Origin of the sequence: Enterobacter cloacae complex sp. 302F9 (assembly GCF_050030335.1) — a bacterium.
In the GTDB taxonomy this organism is placed as follows: domain Bacteria; phylum Pseudomonadota; class Gammaproteobacteria; order Enterobacterales; family Enterobacteriaceae; genus Enterobacter; species Enterobacter hormaechei_C.
Window position 1 is genome coordinate 2,405,924 of the sequence record NZ_JBLGUC010000001.1, and the last position, 20,378, is coordinate 2,426,301.

The window sequence follows — 20,378 nt, forward strand, 5'->3', positions numbered from 1 at the left end:
ACAGGCAGGGTGTCGGGGAAATATGGCGAGGGAAAATTTGCTTAACCCACCCGATGGGGCCAGAGAATATCACCCACGCCATTGAGCTGCGGGCGGGCGAACAAAAAGCCCTGGAAGCGGCGAATACCGGCGGATTCAAGCCAGCACCACTCTTCTATCTTCTCAATGCCTTCTGCGACCAGCGTAATCTCCAGATCGGTGCAGCAGCTGATTATCGACTTCACAATCGCCTGCTTGGGCCCGCTCAGGTGGATATCGCTGACGATCTCTCTGTCGATTTTGAGCTTATCCGGCTGAAACCGGGTGAGCAGTGAAAGACCAGCATAGCCGGAACCAAAATCATCTATCGCCAGCCCAACCCCTTCCGCGCGCAGCTGTTTAATGGCGCTGTTAAACTGGTTGAAGCCAGAGATCATCTCGTTCTCAGTGACTTCAATGATCACCTGCTCTGGCTGTAGATTGTGCTTTTTGATCTGCGTTACCAGGAACTCTACCGCGCCCGGCACGTTAACCAGCGACATTGGCAGCAGGTTCACCGCCAGTTTGTGGCTGCCGATGCCGAGCTTTTGCGCCAGCGCAAAGGTCCAGGCTTTGGTTTGCAGGTCGACTTCGTAAATCTGTTCACGATCGAGACTACGGAAGAAATGCTCCGGGCTGCCGCCGTCGTTTCCGCGTATAAGCGCTTCGAGAGAACTGATTTTGCCTTCGGACGGCTCGACAATGGGTTGCAGCGCAAACTGGCAGGGCTGTCCCGCCAGCAGACCTAACCCTTTACCAAACGGCGCGCGCTCTCGCGAAAGCGTCCATTTATCAGGCTCATAGTCCGAAGCGGGTGGGATAGCGGTTTTGCCGGTGATAAAGGTCTGAATAAATTTGAAGACCCGATCCTCAGAAGTCAGATAGCTTTCCAGCTTGCTGTAATGCAGAACCGACGCCAGAACCGCTTTCGGGGTCTGAACATCCAGGTCAAACAGCAGCATTCCCACGTCTTCGAAACGTCTGCGCGGGCCGTAATCGCGCATCAGCTCCACCACGCCGGTATGCCGGTCATCCGCACGGATGGTGTTAAAAAGCGCGACGACGCTCTGTTCCGTGCCTTCGAGAATTTGCAGAACGTCACGTCCACGGGAGAGAAGAATGCCTGAGATGCCCTGCTCCGTATTACGGATCCTGGCCTGTTCAACCAGCGCGCTTAACGCTGCGGAGGTGCAGGTTAAGCTCAGCTGGCTTCGATAAATAAGAGTTGTCAGCACAGAAACGGGGTCCGGTATGGGGTATACGCCTGAACGGTACTATTTAACACAGTTCCCCGGTGTGACCTAATCTATTCCACGTCGGGCTTAATTCTCCCCGATACGGCTGTCGATCCGCGTCTGCATATAATCGTAGAACGGATTCGACGTCACGCGCATCAGCGCATCTTTGCCGACACTCAGAACCGATGTTTCTCCCCACAGGGCTATCGTCCCCAGGCTGATACCGTAGTGGTTTTTCACCTCAGGATGGCGGCCATACAGATCGTCATCAGGCGGGAACGGAATAGCAACATGCGACAGGGAATAAACCTCCTGCGGATACGCGACCGACAGCGGCATCACCGTTTCCCGGGTGCTACCCGCTGGCGTCGTCTTTGCCACCATATCAAACCTGTCGGGGCTGGCATTGGTCACAATTGTGACACTGTAACGTCTTTTTGCCTTGGGCAGCAGGTCAGCCACCGCCGTCCAGGATGATGGCCTGAACAGTGGACGAAAACTCCCGGCCTGGTTGATATCAAAAACCACCAGTTCGCTGCCGTTTGCCGGAAGCTGGTCAAACAGCCCGCTAACCACGGCGCGGGTACTGACCGTTGAATCCATGACCGACTGAAACGCCAGTACCGGCGGAAGCTGCGCCAGTTTGTGATCATGAACATCGCGGTTTATCTGCTCATGCAGCGCCTGGGTAAGCAGCCAGGACTGACGTGCTGCATTCACCGGGAACGAATTGTATTTATAAGGATTATATTCCGGCGAAATGTTGAGCCACGCGGCTTTGGCAAACGCCGGTAACATAGCCGGTAGCCCGGCGAATCCGGCAAAGCGCGCAAACGCCGTGACGCCAATCATCGGTGAGAGCAAAACGATCTGCTGAGGTTTACGCAGTTCAGGCGCATCAAGAGCGTCGAGGGCGTATTTCATCGCCAGCGCCCCGCCGTTGGAGTAGCCCACCAGATGCAGGGGGAGATCGTTCCCCGTCAGGCGTGTCGCTTCACGAACCGCAAGGCGCGATGCGGCCAGCCACGCCTCCCAGTCAACGTCTGTCAGGGCACCCGGCGCCGTGCCGTGTCCGGGCAAACGAGGCACTACGGCCACAAAGCCGTGCTGTTGATAATTCTCTGCCAGATGCCTGACGCTGTAGGGCGAGTCCGTCAGACCGTGCAGCAATACCACCGACCCGCGCGGCTTTCCGGCAGGCATCAGCACGAACGACCGATTTGCATCCGGGGAAAAGTGTCCTGGCCACACCAGGCTCTGGCGGTAATAACGGTTCAGCGGCGTGCGCTCTGCGGGTGTGACATTCGCCGTCACCTCAGCGTCGAGAGCGGTGAAGATGGCGTTTTCCCGCGCGACATACGCTGCGAAGGTCGCGTTATCCATCTCCTGCACGGACATTTCGTCAGCCCGCCAGGTGTGCCAGTGATGCAGGGCCGGCCCCTGCTGCGAAAGATAAACCCGCACCGCCAGCAGCACGAGCACAATGATCCCGATGACCATCGCTATTTTTTTTGCGAGAGCCATCAGGCGCACGCTGACCCGCCAGGGCAAATTCGCCATGTTAGGCTCCCTCCCTTATCCACAGAGCGTTCATCTTACCAAAAAATGTGAAGAGGCTGACGTATTCACCAAATAGATACCGCTCAGGCCGGACACTGCACCAAAAGTGAACTACGCTGCACAAATGTTGAGCATCTGTTAAACAAATATTGCATTAACTTTGCTGCACAGCGCGTTTTCGCCGCAATGTGAACATGGCACGCGTCCTGCATTGTTAATCCGGTAACAGAATCCCGGCCTTTGACAGCCAGTTAACAGCGAGGCGGTATGACGACCAAACCTGAGGTGTTGAGCCGTATCGAAGCGACCTTTAGCCAGCTCACCCCGAGCGAAAAGCGGGTGGCAAGCTGGATGCTGGCGCACGTCGGGCAGATCCCCTTTGAAACGGCAGAGAGCGTGGCGCTGGCCACGGCCACCAGCGGGATCACCGTCGGACGCTTTCTGCGCAAGCTGGGCTATCGCAACCTGGACGACGCCAAAAAAAGCCTGCGCGATCCCCACCAGCCCTGGGGCATTAACGAGCGTCTCGACTCCTGGAAGCAGCAACAGCCGCTGTCGGATCGCCTACAGCACTCCCTGTCGCTGGAGGTGGACGCCATTGCCCATGTCTACCAGCTGGCGCAAAGCGAAACGTTCAGGCAGGTGGTCCAGCAACTTACCCATGCCGACGCCGTCTTCGTGCTGGGGATCCAGTCCACGCGCGGGATCGCCAATGCGTTCTTCAGCCATCTTGAGTATCTGCGCCCGCGGGTGAGCTATTCCGAAGGGCTCTCCGGTAGCTGGGTGGAGTCGCTTAACTCCGGCTTTGCGAACCCGTATATCGTGCTGACGGATACCCGCGCCTACTCCGCCATTGCCCGCCAGTACTGCCGCGTGGCGAGCGAAAAAGGCCTGGCGATGGCGCTGATCACCGATATCTGGTGCCCGTGGGCGCGGGATTATCCGATTGATTTACTCCAGGTGAAGACCGATACCGGCCATTTCTGGGATTCGCTGGCGCCGGTGAGCTGTCTCTTCAACCTGCTGCTGTCGGGCGTTGTGGAGGCGCTGGGCGATGCGCTGCCGGAACGTCTGGCAATCAACCGACAACTACAGCAAGAGTTTGGTCAATTTGAACGCTAAAGGAGCGGAGCTATGCCTGAAGAGAGTCAACTGATTGATGTGGCGAAAACCTTTCCCACGCTGCATATCGATCTGAAATACGCGACCGCCGATAACATCACTGGCCGCCCGATCTACCAGCACGCCGCGTGCCTGTTGCATACGGATGCCGCCACCGCGCTGGCGAAAGCGATCAGCATCGCCGCGCTGGCCGGTCTGAAGCTGGTGGTTTACGACGCCTACCGCCCCCAGCAGGCGCAGTCGCAACTCTGGGATGCCTGCCCCAATCCGGAATACGTGGTGGATGTCGCAATTGGCTCTAACCACAGCCGGGGCACCGCCATTGACGTCACGCTGATGGATGAACACGACAACGTGCTGGATATGGGCGCCGGGTTTGACGAAATGCACGACCGTTCTCATGCCTGGCACCCTTCCGTTCCGCCCGAGGCGCAGCGAAATCGTCTGCTCCTGAACGCCGTGATGTACGGCGGCGGTTTTGTGGGCATCAGCAGCGAGTGGTGGCATTTCGAACTGCCGAACGCCGCCAGCTACCCGCTGTTAGATGACCAGTTCGCCTGTTATCCGACCACATACTCACTCTAATTCTGGAGCCCGGCCATGAAAACTACGCTGCTTACAACCCTGATTGCCGCTACGCTCGCCCTGAGCGCCCCTCTCGCGCTGGCGGCGGTGCCAAAAGATATGCTGGTGATTGGGAAAGCTGCCGATCCGCAAACGCTGGATCCGGCGGTCACTATCGATAACAACGACTGGACGGTGACCTACCCCTCGTACCAGCGTCTGGTGAAATACAAGCCTGGCACCACGGAGGTGGAAGGCGATCTGTCGACGGGCTGGAAGGCGTCTGACGACCAGAAAGAGTGGACGTTCACCCTGGCAGATAATGCAAAATTCTCCGACGGCACGCCGGTGACCGCCGAAGCGGTCAAGCTGTCGTTTGAACGTCTGCTGAAAATTAATCAGGGACCTTCCGAAGCGTTCCCGAAAGATTTGAAAGTGGACGCGGTGGATGAACATACGGTGAAATTCACCCTCAGCCAGCCGTTCGCCCCGTTCCTCTACACGCTGGCCAATGACGGCGCGTCGATCGTCAACCCGGCGGTGCTGAAAGCCAATGCCGCCGACGACGCGCGCGGTTTCCTGGCGCAAAACACCGCGGGTTCCGGACCGTTTATGCTGAAAAGCTGGCGGAAAGGTCAGCAGCTGGTGATGGTGCCCAACCCACACTGGCCGGGTGAAAAGCCGCACTTCAAGCGCGTCTCGGTGAAGATTATCGGTGAAAGCGCCTCGCGTCGCCTGCAACTTTCCCGTGGCGATCTGGATATCGCCGACGCCCTGCCGGTGGATCAGCTTGCCGCTCTGAAGCAGGAAGGCAAAGTGGCCGTGGCGGAATACCCGTCCCTGCGGGTGACCTACCTCTATCTGAACAACAGTAAGCCTCCGATGAATCAGGTGGATTTGCGCCGCGCGGTCTCCTGGGCCACCGATTATCAGGGGATGGTGAAAGGCATTCTCAGCGGGAACGGCAAGCAGATGCGCGGCCCGATCCCGGAGGGCATGTGGGGCTTCGATACGAACGCCATGCAGTACAGCTTTGACGAGGCTAAGGCCAAAGCGGCGCTGGAGAAAGTCAACGATAAACCGGCCAGCCTGACGTTCCTCTACTCCGATAACGACCCGAACTGGGAGCCTATCGCCCTCTCCACGCAGGCGAGCCTGGGCAAGCTGGGGATTAACGTCAAGCTCGAGAAACTGGCGAACGCCACCATGCGCGACCGCGTCGGCAAAGGTGATTATGACATTGCGATTGGTAACTGGAGCCCGGACTTCGCTGACCCGTACATGTTCATGAACTACTGGTTCGAATCGGACAAAAAAGGGCTGCCGGGTAACCGCTCATTCTATGAGAACAAAGAGGTCGATGCATTGTTGCAGGCGGCACTGAAAACCACCGATCAGGCGGAACGCACCAAAGATTACCAGCAGGCGCAGAAAGTGGTGATTGACGAGGCGGCTTACGTTTATCTGTTCCAGAAGAACTACCAGCTGGCGATGAACAAAGAGGTCAAAGGCTTCACCTTTAATCCGATGCTTGAGCAGGTCTTTAACATCGCCACCATGAGTAAGTAACGGCCCACGCCGGGGGGAAGTGTATGACGTTCTGGAGCATCGTGCGCCAGCGCTGCTGGGGGTTAATCCTGGTGGTGGCCGGTGTCTGTATTATTACTTTTATTATTTCACACCTGATCCCCGGCGATCCGGCCCGCCTGCTGGCCGGTGACCGCGCCAGCGATGAAATCGTGCAGGGCATCCGCCAGCAGCTGGGGCTGGATCAACCGCTCTATATTCAGTTTGGCCGCTATGTAGAGGCGCTGGCGCACGGCGATCTGGGCACCTCCATTCGTACCGGTCGCCCCGTTGCGGAAGATTTGAAAGCCTTTTTCCCCGCCACGCTGGAGCTGGCCTTCTGCTCTTTGCTGCTGGCGCTGGTGATTGGCGTACCGCTGGGCATTTTATCGGCGGTGTACCGTAACCGCTGGCTGGATCACCTGGTGCGACTGATGGCGATGACGGGCATCTCGACGCCTGCCTTCTGGCTGGGACTGGGGGTAATCGTTCTGTTCTACGGGCAACTGCAAATTCTGCCCGGCGGCGGCAGGCTGGACGACTGGCTCGATCCGCCTGCCCACGTTACCGGCTTTTATCTGCTGGACGCCCTGCTGGAAGGCAACGGCGAGGTGTTTTTCAACGCCCTACAGCACCTGATTCTACCCTCCCTGACCCTGGCCTTTGTGCATCTGGGTATTGTGGCGCGTCAGGTGCGTTCCGCGATGCTGGAGCAGCTGAGCGAGGATTATATTCGTACCGCCCGCGCGAGCGGGTTGCCGGGCTGGTACATCGTGCTGCGCTACGCCTTACCCAACGCCATGATCCCCTCCATTACCGTGCTCGGGCTGGCGCTGGGCGATCTGCTGTATGGGGCAGTCCTTACCGAAACCGTGTTTGCCTGGCCGGGAATGGGAGCCTGGGTGGTGACCTCCATTCAGGCGCTGGACTTCCCTGCCGTCATGGGCTTCGCGGTCGTGGTATCGCTGGCCTATGTCTTCGTCAATCTGGTGGTGGATCTGCTGTATCTGTGGATCGACCCGCGAATCGGGCGCGGAGGTGCCGAATGATGTTAACTCAGGAAACGCCCGTCCCCGTCAGCACCGCCAAACAGCGCATCAACTGGGCAAAGCTGTTCTGGATGTTACGCAAAAGCCCGCTCACGCTGATCGGCGGGGTGATTATGATCGTGATGCTGCTGATGATGGTGGTCTCGCCGTGGATAGTCCCGCACGATCCGAACGCGCTGGATCTGACCGCGCGATTGCAGGCGCCTTCAGCCCAGCACTGGTTTGGCACCGATGAGGTAGGCCGGGATCTGTTCAGTCGCGTGCTGGTGGGCAGCCAGCAGTCCATCACGGCGGGGCTGGCGGTGGTGGTGATTGCGGGCGGCATCGGTTCTCTGCTCGGCTGTTTGTCCGGCGTACTCGGCGGGCGCGGCGACGCCATCATTATGCGTATCATGGACATTATGCTCTCCATCCCCTCGCTGGTGCTGACGATGGCGCTAGCCGCCGCGCTCGGCCCAAGCCTGTTTAACGCAATGCTGGCGATTGCGATTGTACGCATTCCGTTTTACGTGCGGCTGGCACGCGGGCAAACGCTGGTGGTGCGCCAGTTTACCTACGTACAGGCCGCCCGCACCTTTGGCGCATCGCGCTGGCACCTGATCAGCTGGCATATCCTGCGTAACGCCCTGCCGCCGCTGATCGTTCAGGCATCGCTGGATATCGGCAGCGCCATTCTGATGGCCGCCACGCTGGGCTTTATTGGATTAGGCGCGCAGCAACCCACCGCCGAATGGGGCGCGATGGTGGCCGTGGGGCGTAACTACGTGCTTGACCAGTGGTGGTACTGCGCGTTTCCGGGGGCGGCAATTCTGATCACGGCAGTTGGGTTTAATCTGTTTGGCGATGGTCTTCGCGACCTGCTGGATCCCAAATCAGGAGGGAAGCAGTCATGAGTGATTCCGTATTATCAATTGAAGATTTGCACCTGAGCTTCCCCATTTTTCGCGGTGACGTCCACGCGCTCAACCACGTCTCGCTGGAGATTGGCCGGGGTGAAATTGTCGGCGTGGTGGGCGAATCTGGCTCGGGAAAATCGGTTACCGCGATGCTGGCGATGCGCCTGCTGCCGGAAGGCAGTTACCATATTCACCATGGACGGGTCACGCTGCTCGGTGAAGATGTCCTGAACGCGTCGGAAAAACAGCTTCGTCAGTGGCGCGGCGCCAGGGTGGCGATGATTTTTCAGGAGCCGATGACGGCGCTCAACCCCACGCGCCGGATTGGCAGGCAGATGGTGGAGGTGATCCGCCAGCATCAGTCGCTTTCCCGCCGCGACGCGCAGCAGAAGGCGATCGCCCTGCTGGGCGAGATGCAAATCCCGGATGCGGCACAGGTGATGGATCGCTATCCGTTTGAGCTTTCCGGCGGCATGCGCCAGCGGGTGATGATCGCCCTTGCCTTCTCCTGCGAGCCGGAGCTGATCATTGCCGATGAGCCGACCACCGCGCTGGACGTGACCGTTCAGCGTCAGGTGCTGCGTCTGCTGAAACACAAAGCGCGCGCCAGCGGGACGTCGGTGCTGTTTATCAGTCACGATATGGCGGTGGTATCGCAGCTTTGTGACCGGATGTACGTTATGTACGCGGGCAGCGTGATCGAAAGCGGCAGCACGCAGACCTTGATCCACCATCCTGTGCACCCCTATTCGATTGGCCTGCTGCGGTGTGCCCCGGAAAATGGTGAACCGCGCGAGATCCTCCCGGCCATTCCCGGCACGGTGCCTAACCTCAGCCACCTCCCGTGCGGATGTGCCTTTCGCGAACGCTGTTTTGCTGCCGGGGCGAAATGCAGCGAAACGCCGCGCTTAATTTCCACGGGCGCAGAAGGCCAGCAGGCTGCCTGCTGGTACCCACAACAGGAGAGACGCCATGTCTGAGGTACTGCTGGAACTGGATAGCGTGCATGTGAATTTTCCTGCGCGCAAAAACTGGCTGGGGCGCGTGACGGAGCAGGTACACGCCCTCAACGGCATGGATCTCCGGATCCATCGCGGCGAAACGCTGGGCGTTGTGGGGGAATCCGGCTGTGGAAAGAGCACGCTGGCGCAGCTGCTGATGGGCATGCTCAAACCGAGTACCGGTGCCTGTCAGCGCGCGAATGCGGCAGGCGGTATGCAGATGGTATTTCAGGACCCGCTCTCGTCCCTCGACCCGCGTTTACCCGTCTGGCGCATCATTACCGAGCCGGTGTGGATACAGCAACGCCGCAGCGAACGGGAGCGTCGTCAGCTGGCTGAGACGCTGGCGCAGCAGGTGGGCATTCGGGCGGAATATCTTGACCGCCTGCCGCATGCGTTTTCGGGTGGACAGCGCCAGCGCATCGCTATTGCCCGGGCGCTCTCTTCGGATCCGGACATCATCGTGCTGGATGAACCCACCAGCGCGCTGGATATTTCCGTCCAGGCGCAGATCCTCAATTTGCTGGTTGCCCTGCAACAGCAGCGAAATCTGACCTACGTGCTGATCTCGCACAACGTCTCGGTGGTCCGGCACATGAGCGACCGGGTGGCGGTAATGTATCTGGGGCAGATCGTGGAGCTGGGTCCGGCGGACCAGGTGCTGGGCAAGCCACGGCATCCGTATACGCAGCTGCTGCTTGACTCCGTTCCCCGTACCGGAGAACCGCTGGACGAAGATCTGGCATTACGCAAAACCGATCTCCCCGGTAATCGCCGCCTGCCCGATGGCTGCTACTTCCGCGACCGCTGCCCGCTGGCAGCTGAAGGATGCGAACGGCCGCAGCCGCTTCAGCCCGCAGCCGGAGACCGAAGCGTACGCTGCTGGCGTAACCGCTAGATTTGCGCCATCCCGCCATCGACAAACAGCTCCGTGGCGTTTATAAAGCTGGCGGCATCGGACGCCAGAAACGCCACGGCTTTTCCGACTTCGCCCGGCGCGCCCAGGCGACCCAGCGGCACCTGGGCCGCCAGCGCATCGTATAATCCCTGACGCTGTTCTTCGGGAACCAGATCGCCAAGACCGGGCGTTTTCACGGGGCCAGGGCTGACGACGTTGACGCGTATCCCGCGGCCCTGTAAGTCCAGCGCCCAGGAGCGGGCAAAGTTACGCACGGCGGCTTTACTGGCGCTGTAGACGCTAAAATTCGCCGTCCCCTTAATTGAAACCGTCGATCCGGTGAGGATAATGGATGAACCAGAGGAGAGCAGCGGCAGCGCTTTCTGGACGGTAAACAGCACGCCGCGCACGTTGGTGGCAAAAATCCGGTCAAACTGCTCCTCGGTGATGGCGCCCAGCGGCAGCATGTCGCCGCCCCCGGCGTTGGCGAACAGAATATCGAGCCGTCCTTCTTCTTTAGCAATCTGCGCGTAAACCGCATCCAGATCGGCCATTCTGGAGACGTCCGCGCGGATAGCTACCGCCGCGGCGCCAATGTCTGCCCGCGCAGCATCCAGTTCGGCCTGACGACGTCCGGTGATATAGACCTTCGCTCCCTGCGCCGCCAGCTCCTGTGCCGTTGCGAGACCAATACCGGTGCTGCCGCCGGTCACCAGAGCGATTTTTCCTGCAAGCGTTGTATTCATACTCATAACCTTCTGTTGTGATGTAAAAGAGGAGCGTTTGCCCGCGTCAGGCAGACTTTAGATCTTGCGGGATTCGTGATAAACGGGCAAAAATGAAAATGAATTTTCACAGCAGGAAATAATCAGAGGAGATCTGTGTGGATCAGCTAATGGCAATGCGCGCCTTTACGCGGGTGGTTGAATCCGGAAGCTTTACCCGAGCGGCAGACTCCCTGAACATGCCGATAGCTACGCTGAGTAAGCTGGTAAAATCACTTGAAGCGCACCTGGAAACACGGCTGCTGCATCGTACTACGCGCCGGGTGGTCACGACGGCAGAAGGCATGGAATACTACGAGAAAGCGCTGCGGGTATTAATCGATATAGAGGACATTGATACCGCCTTTCGCGCATCGTGCTGCACGCCTAAAGGCCATTTGCGTATCGACGTGGGGGGGTCAACCGCCCGGGACGTGTTGATCCCCCTGCTGCCGGATTTTTTTCAGCGCTACCCGGACCTGCGCATCAACCTGGGGGTAGCCGACCGTCCGGTAGACTTAATCAGTGGAAACGTAGACTGCGTGATCCGCGGCGGCCCGCTGGATGACTCTTCGCTTATCGCCCGGCATATCGGTGACGCCCGGATGATAGCCTGCGCGACGCCGGGCTATCTTAAGACTCACGGCATCCCTGCCTATCCGCAGGAGCTGCGCAACGGCCATAAGCTGATTAGCTACCTTTCCCCCGTTACCGGACGCGCATTCCCGTTTCGGTTCCTCGATCGGGGTGAACCGCTGGAGATCAGCGTTCCGCACCATCTTGGAGTCAATGAAAGCAACGCACACCTGGCCGCGGCGCTGGCGGGTTTAGGGATTATTCAGACGTTTGGCTATGCTGCGAGAGCGCATCTGGAAACGGGCGCGCTGGTAGAGATCCTGAGCGACTGGCGTCCTAAGGCGTATCCTTTTCACGTGGTCTATCCACAGAGTCGGCATTTAACACATCGCCTGAGAGTGTTTATTGCGTGGCTTGCCGAGGTCTTCCCTGCGGCGGTGAAAGGTTAGCCGGGCATTTGCCCGGCCAGATATCAGTTCAGTTTGTAATCCAGCGTGATTTCGGCTTTCAACAGCTGCGACACCGGACAACCCGCCTTCGCTTTCTGAATAATGCCGTCGAACTGCTGCGGATCGATACCCGGTACCGTCACCTTGCTTTGCAGCGCCACTTTGCTGATGGCAAAACCACTGTCGGTTTTATCCAGCGAGACATCCGCCGTGGTATCGATGGAGTCGGCGGTATAACCCGCTTCGCCCAACATTAGCGACAGGGCCATAGAGAAACAGGCCGCGTGCGCTGCGCCAATCAGCTCTTCCGGGTTGGTCCCTTTTTCGCCCTCGAAGCGGGTGTTAAAGCCGTAAGGTTGCTGGTTAAGGACGCCACTTTCTGTTGAGACCGTCCCTTTGCCGCGTTTGATGTCGCCAGACCAGTGTGCTGAACCGTGCTTATGAATCGTCATTCTTGCTCTCCTTTTGGCTTACAAAGGGATAAGTATAGGACGCATAATCCATTTTGCAGGGAAGACAGATTAGTCCGAGCGCGTGGCAAGGTGGTTTGCCAGCGCGTCGAGGAACACACGCTGCGCCGCAGGCTGATAGTCTCGCGACTGATAAATACCAAAAATACCGATTGGTTTTGGCGTAAAGGCGCTGAGCACTGGCACCAGGCTGCCCTGCCTTAGCGCCGCGTCGGCCTCGCGCTCGGGCAGCATGGCAATACCACAGTGGTTTATCGCCGCCTCCATCAGCAGTGACGAGATGCTGGCGCTGAGATTGCCGCTGACCGCCGTCGTGATCGGCTCCCCTTCGGGCGTCAAAAAACGCCACGACTGACCGGCAAAAAAGCTGTAATGCAGGCAGTTGTGCCGGGCTAAGTCCTCCAGCTGCTCTGGAACGCCCTGGCTGGCAAGGTAGTGCGGCGAAGCGCAAAGTACGGACCGACACTCTCCCAGTCGGCGGGCGATCATGCCCGGTTCGGGGTTATCGGTGATGCGGATCGCCACGTCAATTCGCTCGCCCACCAGGCTTACCGGATGGTTGTTAACATCCAGCTCAATGCGCAGCTGAGGGTAACGCTGCAACAGATCGGGCAGCACCGGAGCGATAATCTGCATCGCGGTAAAATGCGCGCAGGCGACGCGAAGCGTGCCTGAGGGTAAATCCTTCACTGACTGATCTTCAATTTCCTGAGAAATTTGCGAGAGCGTACGCGTCTTTTGCAGGACCTTCTCTCCTGCCGCCGTCAGCGTCAGCTTGCGGGTGGAGCGGTTCACCAGCCGCGCCCCGGCCCACTTCTCCATCTGCTCCAGATAACGGCTCACCATCGGACGGGAGATCCCCAGCGCCCGCGCCGCCGCGCTTAAACTCCCCAGCTCACAGATGCGGTTGTACACCTGGGCGGCAATAACGCGATCCATTTTGACCTCCATTTGCTCGATTTATGAAACTAAGCATCTCCTGTTTCAGGAATTCTGGCAAATGAAGAGATCCGTACAATAGAGACTTTCCTGAAGAACAGAGAGATGACCATGACCATCGTCCGCCTTGCTTTGCTGACAACCCTTTTCACTCCGGCCGTCTTTGCCGCGCCGTTGACCGTTGATACGTACAACCCGCAGGAAAAAGGCATTTTTGCCGTTTCTTCCACCCTGGTGTCTGGCCCGAAAGAGGCGGTACTGTTTGACGCCCAGTTCAGCGTGAAAGATGGCGAAGCGCTGGTAGAAAAAATTCGCCACAGCGGTAAAACGCTGAACAAAATCGTGATCACTTCCGGCGATCCGGATTTCTATTTCGGCCTGCAACCGCTGGTGAAAGCCTTCCCTAATGCCAAAGTTGTCGCCACGCAACAGGTGGTGGACCATATCAAGGCCACAAAAGACGCGAAGCTCGCCTTCTGGGGGCCACAGATGAAAGACGGCGCGCCGACGCAGCTCTACGTGCCGCAAGTGCTTGCCTCAACCACCTTTATGATTGACGGTGAGAGAGTGAATATTGAAGAGCCTGAGAGCTATGCGGCGTATGTCTGGATCCCATCCGCAAAAACCATCCTCGGCGGCACGGGCGTCTCATGGGGCATTCACGTCTGGACGGCAGATACCCAAACGCCGGAAAACCGCAAACAGTGGCAGCAGACGCTGGATAGCATGGCAGCCCTTAAGCCCGAACACGTTATTCCGGGCCACTACCTGGGGACACCGCCAGCAGGTACCGGCGCTATCGACTTTACCCGTCGCTATCTACAGCAGTTTGAACAGGCCCTCACGGCAGATAAAGCGTCAACCGGCGTCATCAACACAATGAAAAAACAGTGGCCGAATCTGGCGGAAGCCAGTTCGCTGGAACTGAGTGCCAAAGTGAATACCGGCGAAATGAAGTGGTAATAGCCTGATTATCTCCTGCTATATTTAAATTTTTTATAGCAGGAGTTAACTATGCCATCTTCAGTAAGGGGCATCGACCATATCGGTATTACGGTGCCCGACATTGAAAAAGCCACCCTATTTTTTGAACGCGCTTTCGACGCCCAGGTTTTATATCATTCTGTCGATGCGCAAACCGATAATATTGATCAGCCCGCCCAGCAGCACACCTTAAAATTATTTCCCGGCACAAAAATTCACGCCATTCGCATGCTCGTCATGCCCCACGGACCCGGCATAGAACTTTTCGAAATGCATGGCCCTGAACAGGGAATGCCCGCCCGCGCCAGCGACTTTGGCCTCCAGCATTTTGCTGTTTATGTTGATGATTTTGATAAGGCGATAGCCGCTTTCACCGCTGCCGGCGGGGAGATGTTTACCGCGCCAAAGCCGCTCACGTTTCCGGATGAGCAAGGTGAAGGTAATGCTTTCTGCTATGGGCAAACCCCCTGGGGCAGCATTGTAGAGTTGATTTCCTGGCCAACGCCCATGCCTTATGAAAAAACGACAAATTTACGCCGCTGGAAACCCTGAATTTTATTTCTGTGCTACGGGAGATGATATTTTTATTTCCAGGACGAATCTGAACCACAACGGCGAAAATATTTGCCAATCTGAATGCGAATTACGATTTTGCACGCCGTAACATTAAACAGACAACGACACGGAGGCAGCATGTTTACTTATTACCCGGCACATACCACAGCAGCACAACCCGAACTCGTTAACGCGATTGCGCAGGGTCTCCAGGCGGAGCACGGTGTTGTTACCGAAGATGACATTTTGATGGAACTGACCAGGTGGGTGGAAGCCACAGACAATGACATCCTCAGTGACATCTACCAGCAAACCATCAACTATGTGGTCAGCGGGCAAAATGCACCTTTGTAAAAACCTGCTAAGCTGGATCTGCAACCTAAGGGGTTACATTTCGTTTGCGTGAGCAAACTTGTCCTTAAAACTATCAACGGGATTGAGGAGTTAATATGAAATCGAACCGTCAGGCACGCCACATTCTGGGACTGAACTACAAGCTCTCTAACCAGCGCAAAGTGGTTATTGAAGAGGGGAGCGAAACGCAAGTGACCCACGCCACCGGCAGGAAACGTCAGGCACGCAAGTAAGTTCCAGTACGAAATCCACAACACCATCGGTTACCCCGGTGGTGTTTTTGTTTATGTGTTGCGGTAATTAATATTTAGCTCCTTTATAATACCGCCCGACCGCACCCCGTAGCACAGGCCAGAAAGATGACAAACAGCAGTGTCAGGGACGGATCTTCTTAAAAAGAGTGAGTGACATGGACAACAAACTGAAAAAACATCGTTCCCTTTATATTCCTTACGCCGGTCCGGTTTTACTGGAGTTTCCCCTTCTGAACAAAGGCAGCGCCTTTAGCATGGAAGAGCGCAGCAGCTTTAACCTGCTGGGTCTGCTGCCTGAAGTGGTTGAAACCATTGAAGAACAGGCGGAACGCGCCTGGATCCAGTATCAGGGCTTTAAAACCGAAATCGATAAGCACATCTACCTGCGTAATATCCAGGACACGAACGAAACCCTCTTCTACCGCCTGGTGCAGAACCATCTCGAAGAGATGATGCCCGTCATTTACACCCCAACCGTCGGCGCGGCGTGTGAACGCTTCTCAGAGATCTACCGACGTTCCCGCGGCGTGTTCATCTCCTATCAGAACCGTCACAACATGGACGACATTCTGCAAAACGTGCCTAATCACAACATCAAGGTGATCGTGGTAACCGATGGCGAACGTATTCTGGGCCTTGGCGACCAGGGCATTGGTGGGATGGGGATCCCCATCGGTAAGCTCTCGCTGTATACCGCCTGCGGCGGGATCAGCCCGGCCTACACGCTGCCGGTTGTGCTGGACGTGGGGACCAACAACCAGCAACTGCTGAACGATCCGCTGTACATGGGCTGGCGTCACCCGCGCATTACCGACGACGAGTACTATCAGTTTGTTGATGATTTCATCCAGGCCGTGAAGCACCGCTGGCCGGACGTGCTGTTGCAGTTCGAAGACTTCGCACAGAAAAACGCCATGCCGCTGCTGAACCGCTACCGCGATGAGATCTGCTCGTTCAACGATGACATTCAGGGCACTGCGGCAGTGACCGTGGGGACGCTGATTGCCGCGAGCCGTGCGGCAGGCAGCCAGCTCAGCTATCAGAAAATTGTCTTCCTGGGTGCAGGCTCCGCGGGCTGCGGCATCGCCGAGCAAATTATTGCCCAGACCCAGCGCGAAGGCTTAAGCGAAGAGCTGGCTCGCTCCCGCGTCTTTATGGTGGACCGTTTTGGCCTGCTGACCGACGGTATGCCAAACCTGCTCCCGTTCCAGACCAAACTGGTGCAGAAGCGTGAAAACCTGAAAAACTGGGATACGGATAACGAAGTGCTCTCGCTTCTTGACGTGGTGCGCAACGTGAAGCCGGACATTCTGATCGGCGTATCCGGGCAGACCGGCCTCTTCACGGAAGAGATTATTCGCGAGATGCACAAGCACTGCGAACGCCCTATCGTGATGCCGCTGTCTAACCCGACTTCACGCGTGGAGGCAACGCCGCAGGATATCATCGCCTGGACAGAAGGTAAGGCACTGGTCGCGACCGGCAGCCCGTTTGATCCGGTGCTGTGGAAGGACAAACTCTATCCCATCGCACAGTGCAATAACTCCTATATCTTCCCGGGTATTGGTCTGGGGGTTATCGCCTCCGGCGCGTCACGCATCACCGACGAAATGCTGATGTCCGCGAGCGAAACGCTGGCAGGTCACTCACCGCTGGTGAATAACGGTGAAGGCCTGGTACTGCCGGAGCTGAAAGACATTCATAAAGTGTCCCGCGCAATTGCCTTCGCGGTAGGCAAAATGGCGCAGCAGCAAGGCGTCGCGGTGAAAACCTCTGCCGATGCGTTGCAGCAGGCGATTGACGATAATTTCTGGATGCCGGAATACCGTAGCTATCGTCGTACTTCTATTTAAGCATTGCCCCTCACCCAGCCCTCTCCTCAAAGGGGAGAGGGCTGGGTGAGGGGAATATACGGCACCTCCCACTAGCCAAACCCATTTTCCCCCGCTACACTCCCTTCATCCATTAACCTACTGAATATATAAGGAGGCCAATTATGCTGTACTGTGAAATTTTCAATGTTTCACATACATTTGGTGATCGCACCAGCTCAAGCGTTATCGGTATCGTGCTGCGATAACTTCCGCTTGAGCGAAGACACCAACCCCTGAAATCCCTTCTCTCGGGCTTACTGAGTTATCGTCAGCGATGTTTGACGAGGCATAAACATGCCTGTAACTCCTGGGTAAGCAACAATGAGCACTTTACTCACTGCACATTCTTTACGCGTTGATACGGCGTTCGGCACGCTCTTCGACTCTCTCTCCTTTACGTTGAAAAAAGGCGATCGCATCGGCCTGCTGGGTGATAACGGCTGCGGAAAAAGTACGCTGCTGAAAATCCTCGACGGAACGCAGTCCCCTGCTGCCGGAACCGTTTCACTGGCGGGGCATTGCCTGCTGGCGCGCGTGGAACAACATCTGCCGGAGACTCTTGATCCCCTGACCATGCTGGATGCGGTGCTGGCGCAGCTGCCGATCGGTGAGCGCGACAGTTTGCGCTGGAAAGCCGAGTCGCTGCTGGCCGGAATGGGCTTCACGACGCAGGAAACGGCGTTAACCTCCGCCACGCTGAGCGGCGGCCAGCATACGCGGTTGCTGCTGGCACGAGCGTTGATAAGCGATCCGGATCTGCTGCTTCTGGACGAACCGAGCAACCACCTTGACCTGCCGACCCTGCTGTGGCTGGAGCAGTTTCTACAAAACTGGTCCGGCAGCTTTGTGCTGGTCTCACACGACAGGCAACTGCTGGACGCGGTAACCAACGGCAGCTGGATCCTGCGCGATAAAACGCTGCACGCCTTTGCCCTTCCCTGCACTGCCGCCCGTCTGGCGCTCGATGCAAAAGACGAAAGCGATGCGTTGCGCCATAAGGCAGAGCAAAAAGAGATCGACCGCGTCACGGCCAGCGCACGGCGTCTCGCGACCTGGGGCAAGGTCTATGACAACGAAGATCTCTCCCGTAAGGCTAAGCAGATGGAAAAACAGGTCGAACGCCTGAAAGAGACCCAGACGGAACTGACGGCGGGAAGCCCGTGGACCTTAACCCTGCGCGGGGACGCGCTTCGCGCCGACCGCCTGCTGGAAATGACTCACCTAGGCGTCCCCCCGGCGCCGGGTCTGCCAGACCTGTTTACTCTCGACAGCGCGCGGCTGAAGAGCGGCGATCGCGTGGCGATTGTGGGTCGTAACGGCTGCGGAAAATCGTCGCTGCTGAAGCTTATCTGGCGACATTTTCGCGACGAGATCGCGGACGAGCGGCTTAAGCGTCATCCGGGCGTCTCACCCGGCTACTACGACCAGACGCTGCACCAGTTGCCAGATGATGCGGCGCTGCTTGATGCGCTGGAGCCTTTCGCGCCAGATCCGCAGACCCGTAAAATGGCGCTCATCAGTGCCGGGTTCCCGTGGGCGCGTCACGGGCAAAAAGTCAGTACGCTGAGCGGCGGGGAACGTTCGCGCCTGCTGTTCGTCGGCCTGACGCTTGCCCGTTATAGCCTGCTGATGCTGGATGAACCGACCAACCACCTGGACATGGAAGGCAAAGAGGCGCTGGCGGAAACGCTGCAACAGTTTGAAGGCGGAGTGCTGCTGGTGAGCCACGATCGTCAGTTAATTAGCCAGAGCTGTAACCGCTTCTGGCTGATTGAGGACGGCAGGCTGAGCGAATGGCACGATGCGGAGGCGGTGTTTGAGCGTCTGCGTGAGGACACCGCTCCGGTTGTACCTGAGGCATCGAATAACGCATTGAAGGCACCCTCTTCAGCGTCTGACGATCTGCTCGAACGCCTGGTTGCCCTGGAAACGCTGCTGGAAGAGGATTTGGCGCGTAAGCCAAAACACCAAAAACCGCAGTTACAGGCGCAATGGCGAAAAGAGATTAAGGTGATAGAAGCGCAACTGTAAATCTGAGCCCGGCGGTGGCGTCGCCGGGCCAGTGTTTTTCACCCCAATTTATGAGGGGTACAGCCTTTTCTTAATCCGAAAATGCATCAAATAATGACATTATGTTGCGGTTGCCTTGCATTACAGCGCCAAAGTATTAATCCTTAATGGGTAATCAGACCTGCTATGCAGATACTCATCATGAAAGGAGAAACACATGAAGGCTGCTGTTGTCACTCAGGATCATCAGGTTAATGTCACAGAAAAAACCTTACGCGCGCTCAAACATGGTGAAGCGCTGCTGAAGATGGAGTGCTGTGGCGTTTGCCATACCGATCTCCATGTTAAGAATGGCGATTTTGGCGACAAAACCGGGGTGATCCTCGGCCACGAAGGGATTGGTATCGTCAAAGAGATTGGTCCGGGCGTCACGTCGCTAAAAGTAGGCGATCGTGCAAGCGTGGCGTGGTTCTTCGAAGGCTGTGGCCACTGTGAATATTGTAATACCGGCAACGAAACGCTGTGCCGTGACGTGAAAAACGCGGGTTACTCCGTTGACGGCGGCATGGCGGAAGAGTGCATCGTAACCGCGGATTACGCGGTTAAAGTCCCGGACGGGCTGGACTCTGCGGCGGCCAGCAGCATCACCTGCGCCGGGGTCACCACCTACAAAGCGGTAAAAGTCTCTGACATCAAACCCGGCCAGTGGATTGCGATCTATGGCCTGGGCGGTCTGGGCAACCTCGCGCTGCAATACGCCAAAAATGTCTTCAATGCGAAGGTTATCGCCATTGACGTGAATGACGAGCAGTTGAAGCTCGCTGCCAGCATGGGCGCAGACTTAACCGTGAACTCCCGCAGTGAAGATGCGGCAAAAGTGATTCAGGAGAAAACCGGCGGTGCACATGCGGCGGTGGTGACGGCGGTAGCGAAAGCGGCCTTCAACTCTGCCGTTGACGCAGTTCGCGCCGGAGGCCGCGTGGTGGCTGTAGGCCTGCCGCCGGAAGCGATGAGCCTGGATATTCCACGTCTGGTCCTGGATGGGATTCAGGTAGTGGGTTCCCTGGTGGGTACCCGTCAGGATCTGCTCGAAGCCTTCCAGTTTGCGGCTGAAGGTAAGGTGAAACCGAAAGTTACAATGCGCCCACTGGAAGATATCAACGCCATCTTCAAAGAGATGGAACAGGGCCAGATCCGTGGCCGTATGGTGATTGATTTACGTTCTTAACCGCGGTGG

At 57.4% G+C, this 20,378-nt stretch carries 20 protein-coding genes; 15 read left to right on the plus strand and 5 right to left on the minus strand.

From position 1 onward, the window contains the following. Positions 1–41: 41 nt before the first annotated feature. Both ACQG0T_RS11705 and ACQG0T_RS11710 read right to left on the minus strand, forming a co-directional pair. Positions 42–1,253: a diguanylate phosphodiesterase gene (locus tag ACQG0T_RS11705; protein WP_045341000.1), complete on the minus strand. Its 1,212-nt coding sequence runs from the start codon at positions 1,251–1,253 to the stop codon at positions 42–44. An 87-nt stretch (positions 1,254–1,340) separates the two neighbouring features. Beyond that, positions 1,341–2,816 (minus strand): alpha/beta hydrolase, encoded by a 1,476-nt coding sequence (locus ACQG0T_RS11710; protein WP_252051046.1) that lies wholly within the window; start codon positions 2,814–2,816, stop codon positions 1,341–1,343. Positions 2,817–3,083: 267 nt separating this feature from the next. Between ACQG0T_RS11710 and ACQG0T_RS11715 the strand changes: the two genes are divergently transcribed. From ACQG0T_RS11715 to ACQG0T_RS11745, 7 genes are read left to right on the plus strand one after another with little or no spacing between them, the layout of a single operon-like run. Further along, a complete protein-coding gene (locus ACQG0T_RS11715) occupies positions 3,084–3,938 on the plus strand; it encodes a MurR/RpiR family transcriptional regulator (protein WP_003857080.1) in 855 nt (284 codons plus the stop codon). A 12-nt stretch (positions 3,939–3,950) separates the two neighbouring features. Beyond that, complete coding sequence (ddpX, locus tag ACQG0T_RS11720; protein WP_015570495.1) at positions 3,951–4,523, plus strand: D-alanyl-D-alanine dipeptidase; 573 nt, start codon at positions 3,951–3,953, stop codon at positions 4,521–4,523. Positions 4,524–4,538: 15 nt separating this feature from the next. Continuing rightward, positions 4,539–6,071, plus strand: coding sequence for an ABC transporter substrate-binding protein (locus tag ACQG0T_RS11725; protein ID WP_015570494.1), 1,533 nt, complete (start codon positions 4,539–4,541; stop codon positions 6,069–6,071). A 23-nt stretch (positions 6,072–6,094) separates the two neighbouring features. Then, positions 6,095–7,117: an ABC transporter permease gene (locus ACQG0T_RS11730; RefSeq protein ID WP_003857077.1), complete on the plus strand. Its 1,023-nt coding sequence runs from the start codon at positions 6,095–6,097 to the stop codon at positions 7,115–7,117. Next, entirely contained in the window at positions 7,114–8,010 is an 897-nt protein-coding gene (gene ddpC, locus ACQG0T_RS11735) for a D,D-dipeptide ABC transporter permease (RefSeq protein ID WP_006810694.1), read from the plus strand. The genes ACQG0T_RS11730 and ddpC overlap by 4 nt, the downstream gene beginning before the upstream one ends. Continuing rightward, positions 8,007–8,993 (plus strand): ABC transporter ATP-binding protein, encoded by a 987-nt coding sequence (locus ACQG0T_RS11740; RefSeq protein ID WP_032669851.1) that lies wholly within the window; start codon positions 8,007–8,009, stop codon positions 8,991–8,993. The genes ddpC and ACQG0T_RS11740 overlap by 4 nt, the downstream gene beginning before the upstream one ends. Further along, on the plus strand, positions 8,986–9,912 hold the full coding sequence (locus ACQG0T_RS11745; RefSeq protein ID WP_015570491.1) for an oligopeptide/dipeptide ABC transporter ATP-binding protein: 927 nt from the start codon (positions 8,986–8,988) through the stop codon (positions 9,910–9,912). Before ACQG0T_RS11740 ends, ACQG0T_RS11745 begins: the two co-directional genes overlap by 8 nt. On the opposite strand, the gene ACQG0T_RS11750 is transcribed toward ACQG0T_RS11745, so the two are convergent. Beyond that, positions 9,909–10,658, minus strand: coding sequence for an SDR family oxidoreductase (locus ACQG0T_RS11750; RefSeq protein WP_003857073.1), 750 nt, complete (start codon positions 10,656–10,658; stop codon positions 9,909–9,911). The genes ACQG0T_RS11745 and ACQG0T_RS11750 overlap by 4 nt on opposite strands. Before the next feature lie 137 nt (positions 10,659–10,795). On the opposite strand from ACQG0T_RS11750, the gene ACQG0T_RS11755 reads away from it, so the two are divergent. Then, positions 10,796–11,701: a LysR family transcriptional regulator gene (locus ACQG0T_RS11755; RefSeq protein WP_017693392.1), complete on the plus strand. Its 906-nt coding sequence runs from the start codon at positions 10,796–10,798 to the stop codon at positions 11,699–11,701. A gap of 23 nt (positions 11,702–11,724) precedes the next feature. Here the strand turns inward: ACQG0T_RS11755 and ACQG0T_RS11760 are convergent, their stop codons facing one another. Both ACQG0T_RS11760 and ACQG0T_RS11765 read right to left on the minus strand, forming a co-directional pair. Continuing rightward, positions 11,725–12,153 carry an OsmC family protein gene (locus ACQG0T_RS11760; protein WP_003857069.1) on the minus strand — a complete coding sequence of 143 codons (429 nt, stop codon included), beginning with the start codon at positions 12,151–12,153 and terminating at the stop codon, positions 11,725–11,727. A 69-nt stretch (positions 12,154–12,222) separates the two neighbouring features. Further along, a complete protein-coding gene (locus tag ACQG0T_RS11765; RefSeq protein ID WP_074147634.1) occupies positions 12,223–13,110 on the minus strand; it encodes a LysR family transcriptional regulator in 888 nt (295 codons plus the stop codon). A gap of 111 nt (positions 13,111–13,221) precedes the next feature. Between ACQG0T_RS11765 and ACQG0T_RS11770 the strand changes: the two genes are divergently transcribed. From ACQG0T_RS11770 to adhP, 7 genes are all read left to right on the plus strand, one after another. Further along, a complete protein-coding gene (locus tag ACQG0T_RS11770; RefSeq protein WP_045341022.1) occupies positions 13,222–14,073 on the plus strand; it encodes a Vmh family MBL fold metallo-hydrolase in 852 nt (283 codons plus the stop codon). A gap of 51 nt (positions 14,074–14,124) precedes the next feature. After that, positions 14,125–14,646, plus strand: coding sequence for a VOC family protein (locus tag ACQG0T_RS11775; RefSeq protein ID WP_017693390.1), 522 nt, complete (start codon positions 14,125–14,127; stop codon positions 14,644–14,646). 141 nt (positions 14,647–14,787) lie between these two features. Further along, positions 14,788–15,003: a biofilm-dependent modulation protein gene (gene bdm / locus ACQG0T_RS11780; protein ID WP_015570485.1), complete on the plus strand. Its 216-nt coding sequence runs from the start codon at positions 14,788–14,790 to the stop codon at positions 15,001–15,003. A gap of 95 nt (positions 15,004–15,098) precedes the next feature. After that, the gene (gene sra, locus ACQG0T_RS11785; protein WP_252051048.1) at positions 15,099–15,236 is read left to right on the plus strand and encodes a stationary-phase-induced ribosome-associated protein; all 138 of its coding nucleotides are present in this window, start codon (positions 15,099–15,101) and stop codon (positions 15,234–15,236) included. Positions 15,237–15,412: 176 nt separating this feature from the next. Then, the gene (locus ACQG0T_RS11790; protein WP_006810704.1) at positions 15,413–17,110 is read left to right on the plus strand and encodes an NAD-dependent malic enzyme; all 1,698 of its coding nucleotides are present in this window, start codon (positions 15,413–15,415) and stop codon (positions 17,108–17,110) included. Between the two features lie 342 nt (positions 17,111–17,452). Then, entirely contained in the window at positions 17,453–19,162 is a 1,710-nt protein-coding gene (locus ACQG0T_RS11795; RefSeq protein ID WP_252051049.1) for an ABC-F family ATP-binding cassette domain-containing protein, read from the plus strand. Positions 19,163–19,358: 196 nt separating this feature from the next. Next, positions 19,359–20,369, plus strand: a complete 1,011-nt coding sequence (adhP, locus tag ACQG0T_RS11800) for an alcohol dehydrogenase AdhP (RefSeq protein ID WP_006810706.1) — start codon at positions 19,359–19,361, stop codon at positions 20,367–20,369. Positions 20,370–20,378 lie beyond the last annotated feature (9 nt).

Coding starts and splice junctions, on each gene's coding strand:
- ACQG0T_RS11710 (WP_252051046.1), bottom strand. CDS start 2,816: ATGGCGAATTTGCCCTGGCGGGTCAGCGTGCGCCTGATGGCTCTCGCA.
- ACQG0T_RS11715 (WP_003857080.1), top strand. CDS start 3,084: ATGACGACCAAACCTGAGGTGTTGAGCCGTATCGAAGCGACCTTTAGC.
- ddpX (WP_015570495.1), top strand. CDS start 3,951: ATGCCTGAAGAGAGTCAACTGATTGATGTGGCGAAAACCTTTCCCACG.
- ACQG0T_RS11725 (WP_015570494.1), top strand. CDS start 4,539: ATGAAAACTACGCTGCTTACAACCCTGATTGCCGCTACGCTCGCCCTG.
- ACQG0T_RS11730 (WP_003857077.1), top strand. CDS start 6,095: ATGACGTTCTGGAGCATCGTGCGCCAGCGCTGCTGGGGGTTAATCCTG.
- ddpC (WP_006810694.1), top strand. CDS start 7,114: ATGATGTTAACTCAGGAAACGCCCGTCCCCGTCAGCACCGCCAAACAG.
- ACQG0T_RS11740 (WP_032669851.1), top strand. CDS start 8,007: ATGAGTGATTCCGTATTATCAATTGAAGATTTGCACCTGAGCTTCCCC.
- ACQG0T_RS11745 (WP_015570491.1), top strand. CDS start 8,986: ATGTCTGAGGTACTGCTGGAACTGGATAGCGTGCATGTGAATTTTCCT.
- ACQG0T_RS11750 (WP_003857073.1), bottom strand. CDS start 10,658: ATGAATACAACGCTTGCAGGAAAAATCGCTCTGGTGACCGGCGGCAGC.
- ACQG0T_RS11760 (WP_003857069.1), bottom strand. CDS start 12,153: ATGACGATTCATAAGCACGGTTCAGCACACTGGTCTGGCGACATCAAA.
- ACQG0T_RS11765 (WP_074147634.1), bottom strand. CDS start 13,110: ATGGATCGCGTTATTGCCGCCCAGGTGTACAACCGCATCTGTGAGCTG.
- ACQG0T_RS11770 (WP_045341022.1), top strand. CDS start 13,222: ATGACCATCGTCCGCCTTGCTTTGCTGACAACCCTTTTCACTCCGGCC.
- ACQG0T_RS11775 (WP_017693390.1), top strand. CDS start 14,125: ATGCCATCTTCAGTAAGGGGCATCGACCATATCGGTATTACGGTGCCC.
- bdm (WP_015570485.1), top strand. CDS start 14,788: ATGTTTACTTATTACCCGGCACATACCACAGCAGCACAACCCGAACTC.
- sra (WP_252051048.1), top strand. CDS start 15,099: ATGAAATCGAACCGTCAGGCACGCCACATTCTGGGACTGAACTACAAG.
- ACQG0T_RS11790 (WP_006810704.1), top strand. CDS start 15,413: ATGGACAACAAACTGAAAAAACATCGTTCCCTTTATATTCCTTACGCC.
- ACQG0T_RS11795 (WP_252051049.1), top strand. CDS start 17,453: ATGAGCACTTTACTCACTGCACATTCTTTACGCGTTGATACGGCGTTC.
- adhP (WP_006810706.1), top strand. CDS start 19,359: ATGAAGGCTGCTGTTGTCACTCAGGATCATCAGGTTAATGTCACAGAA.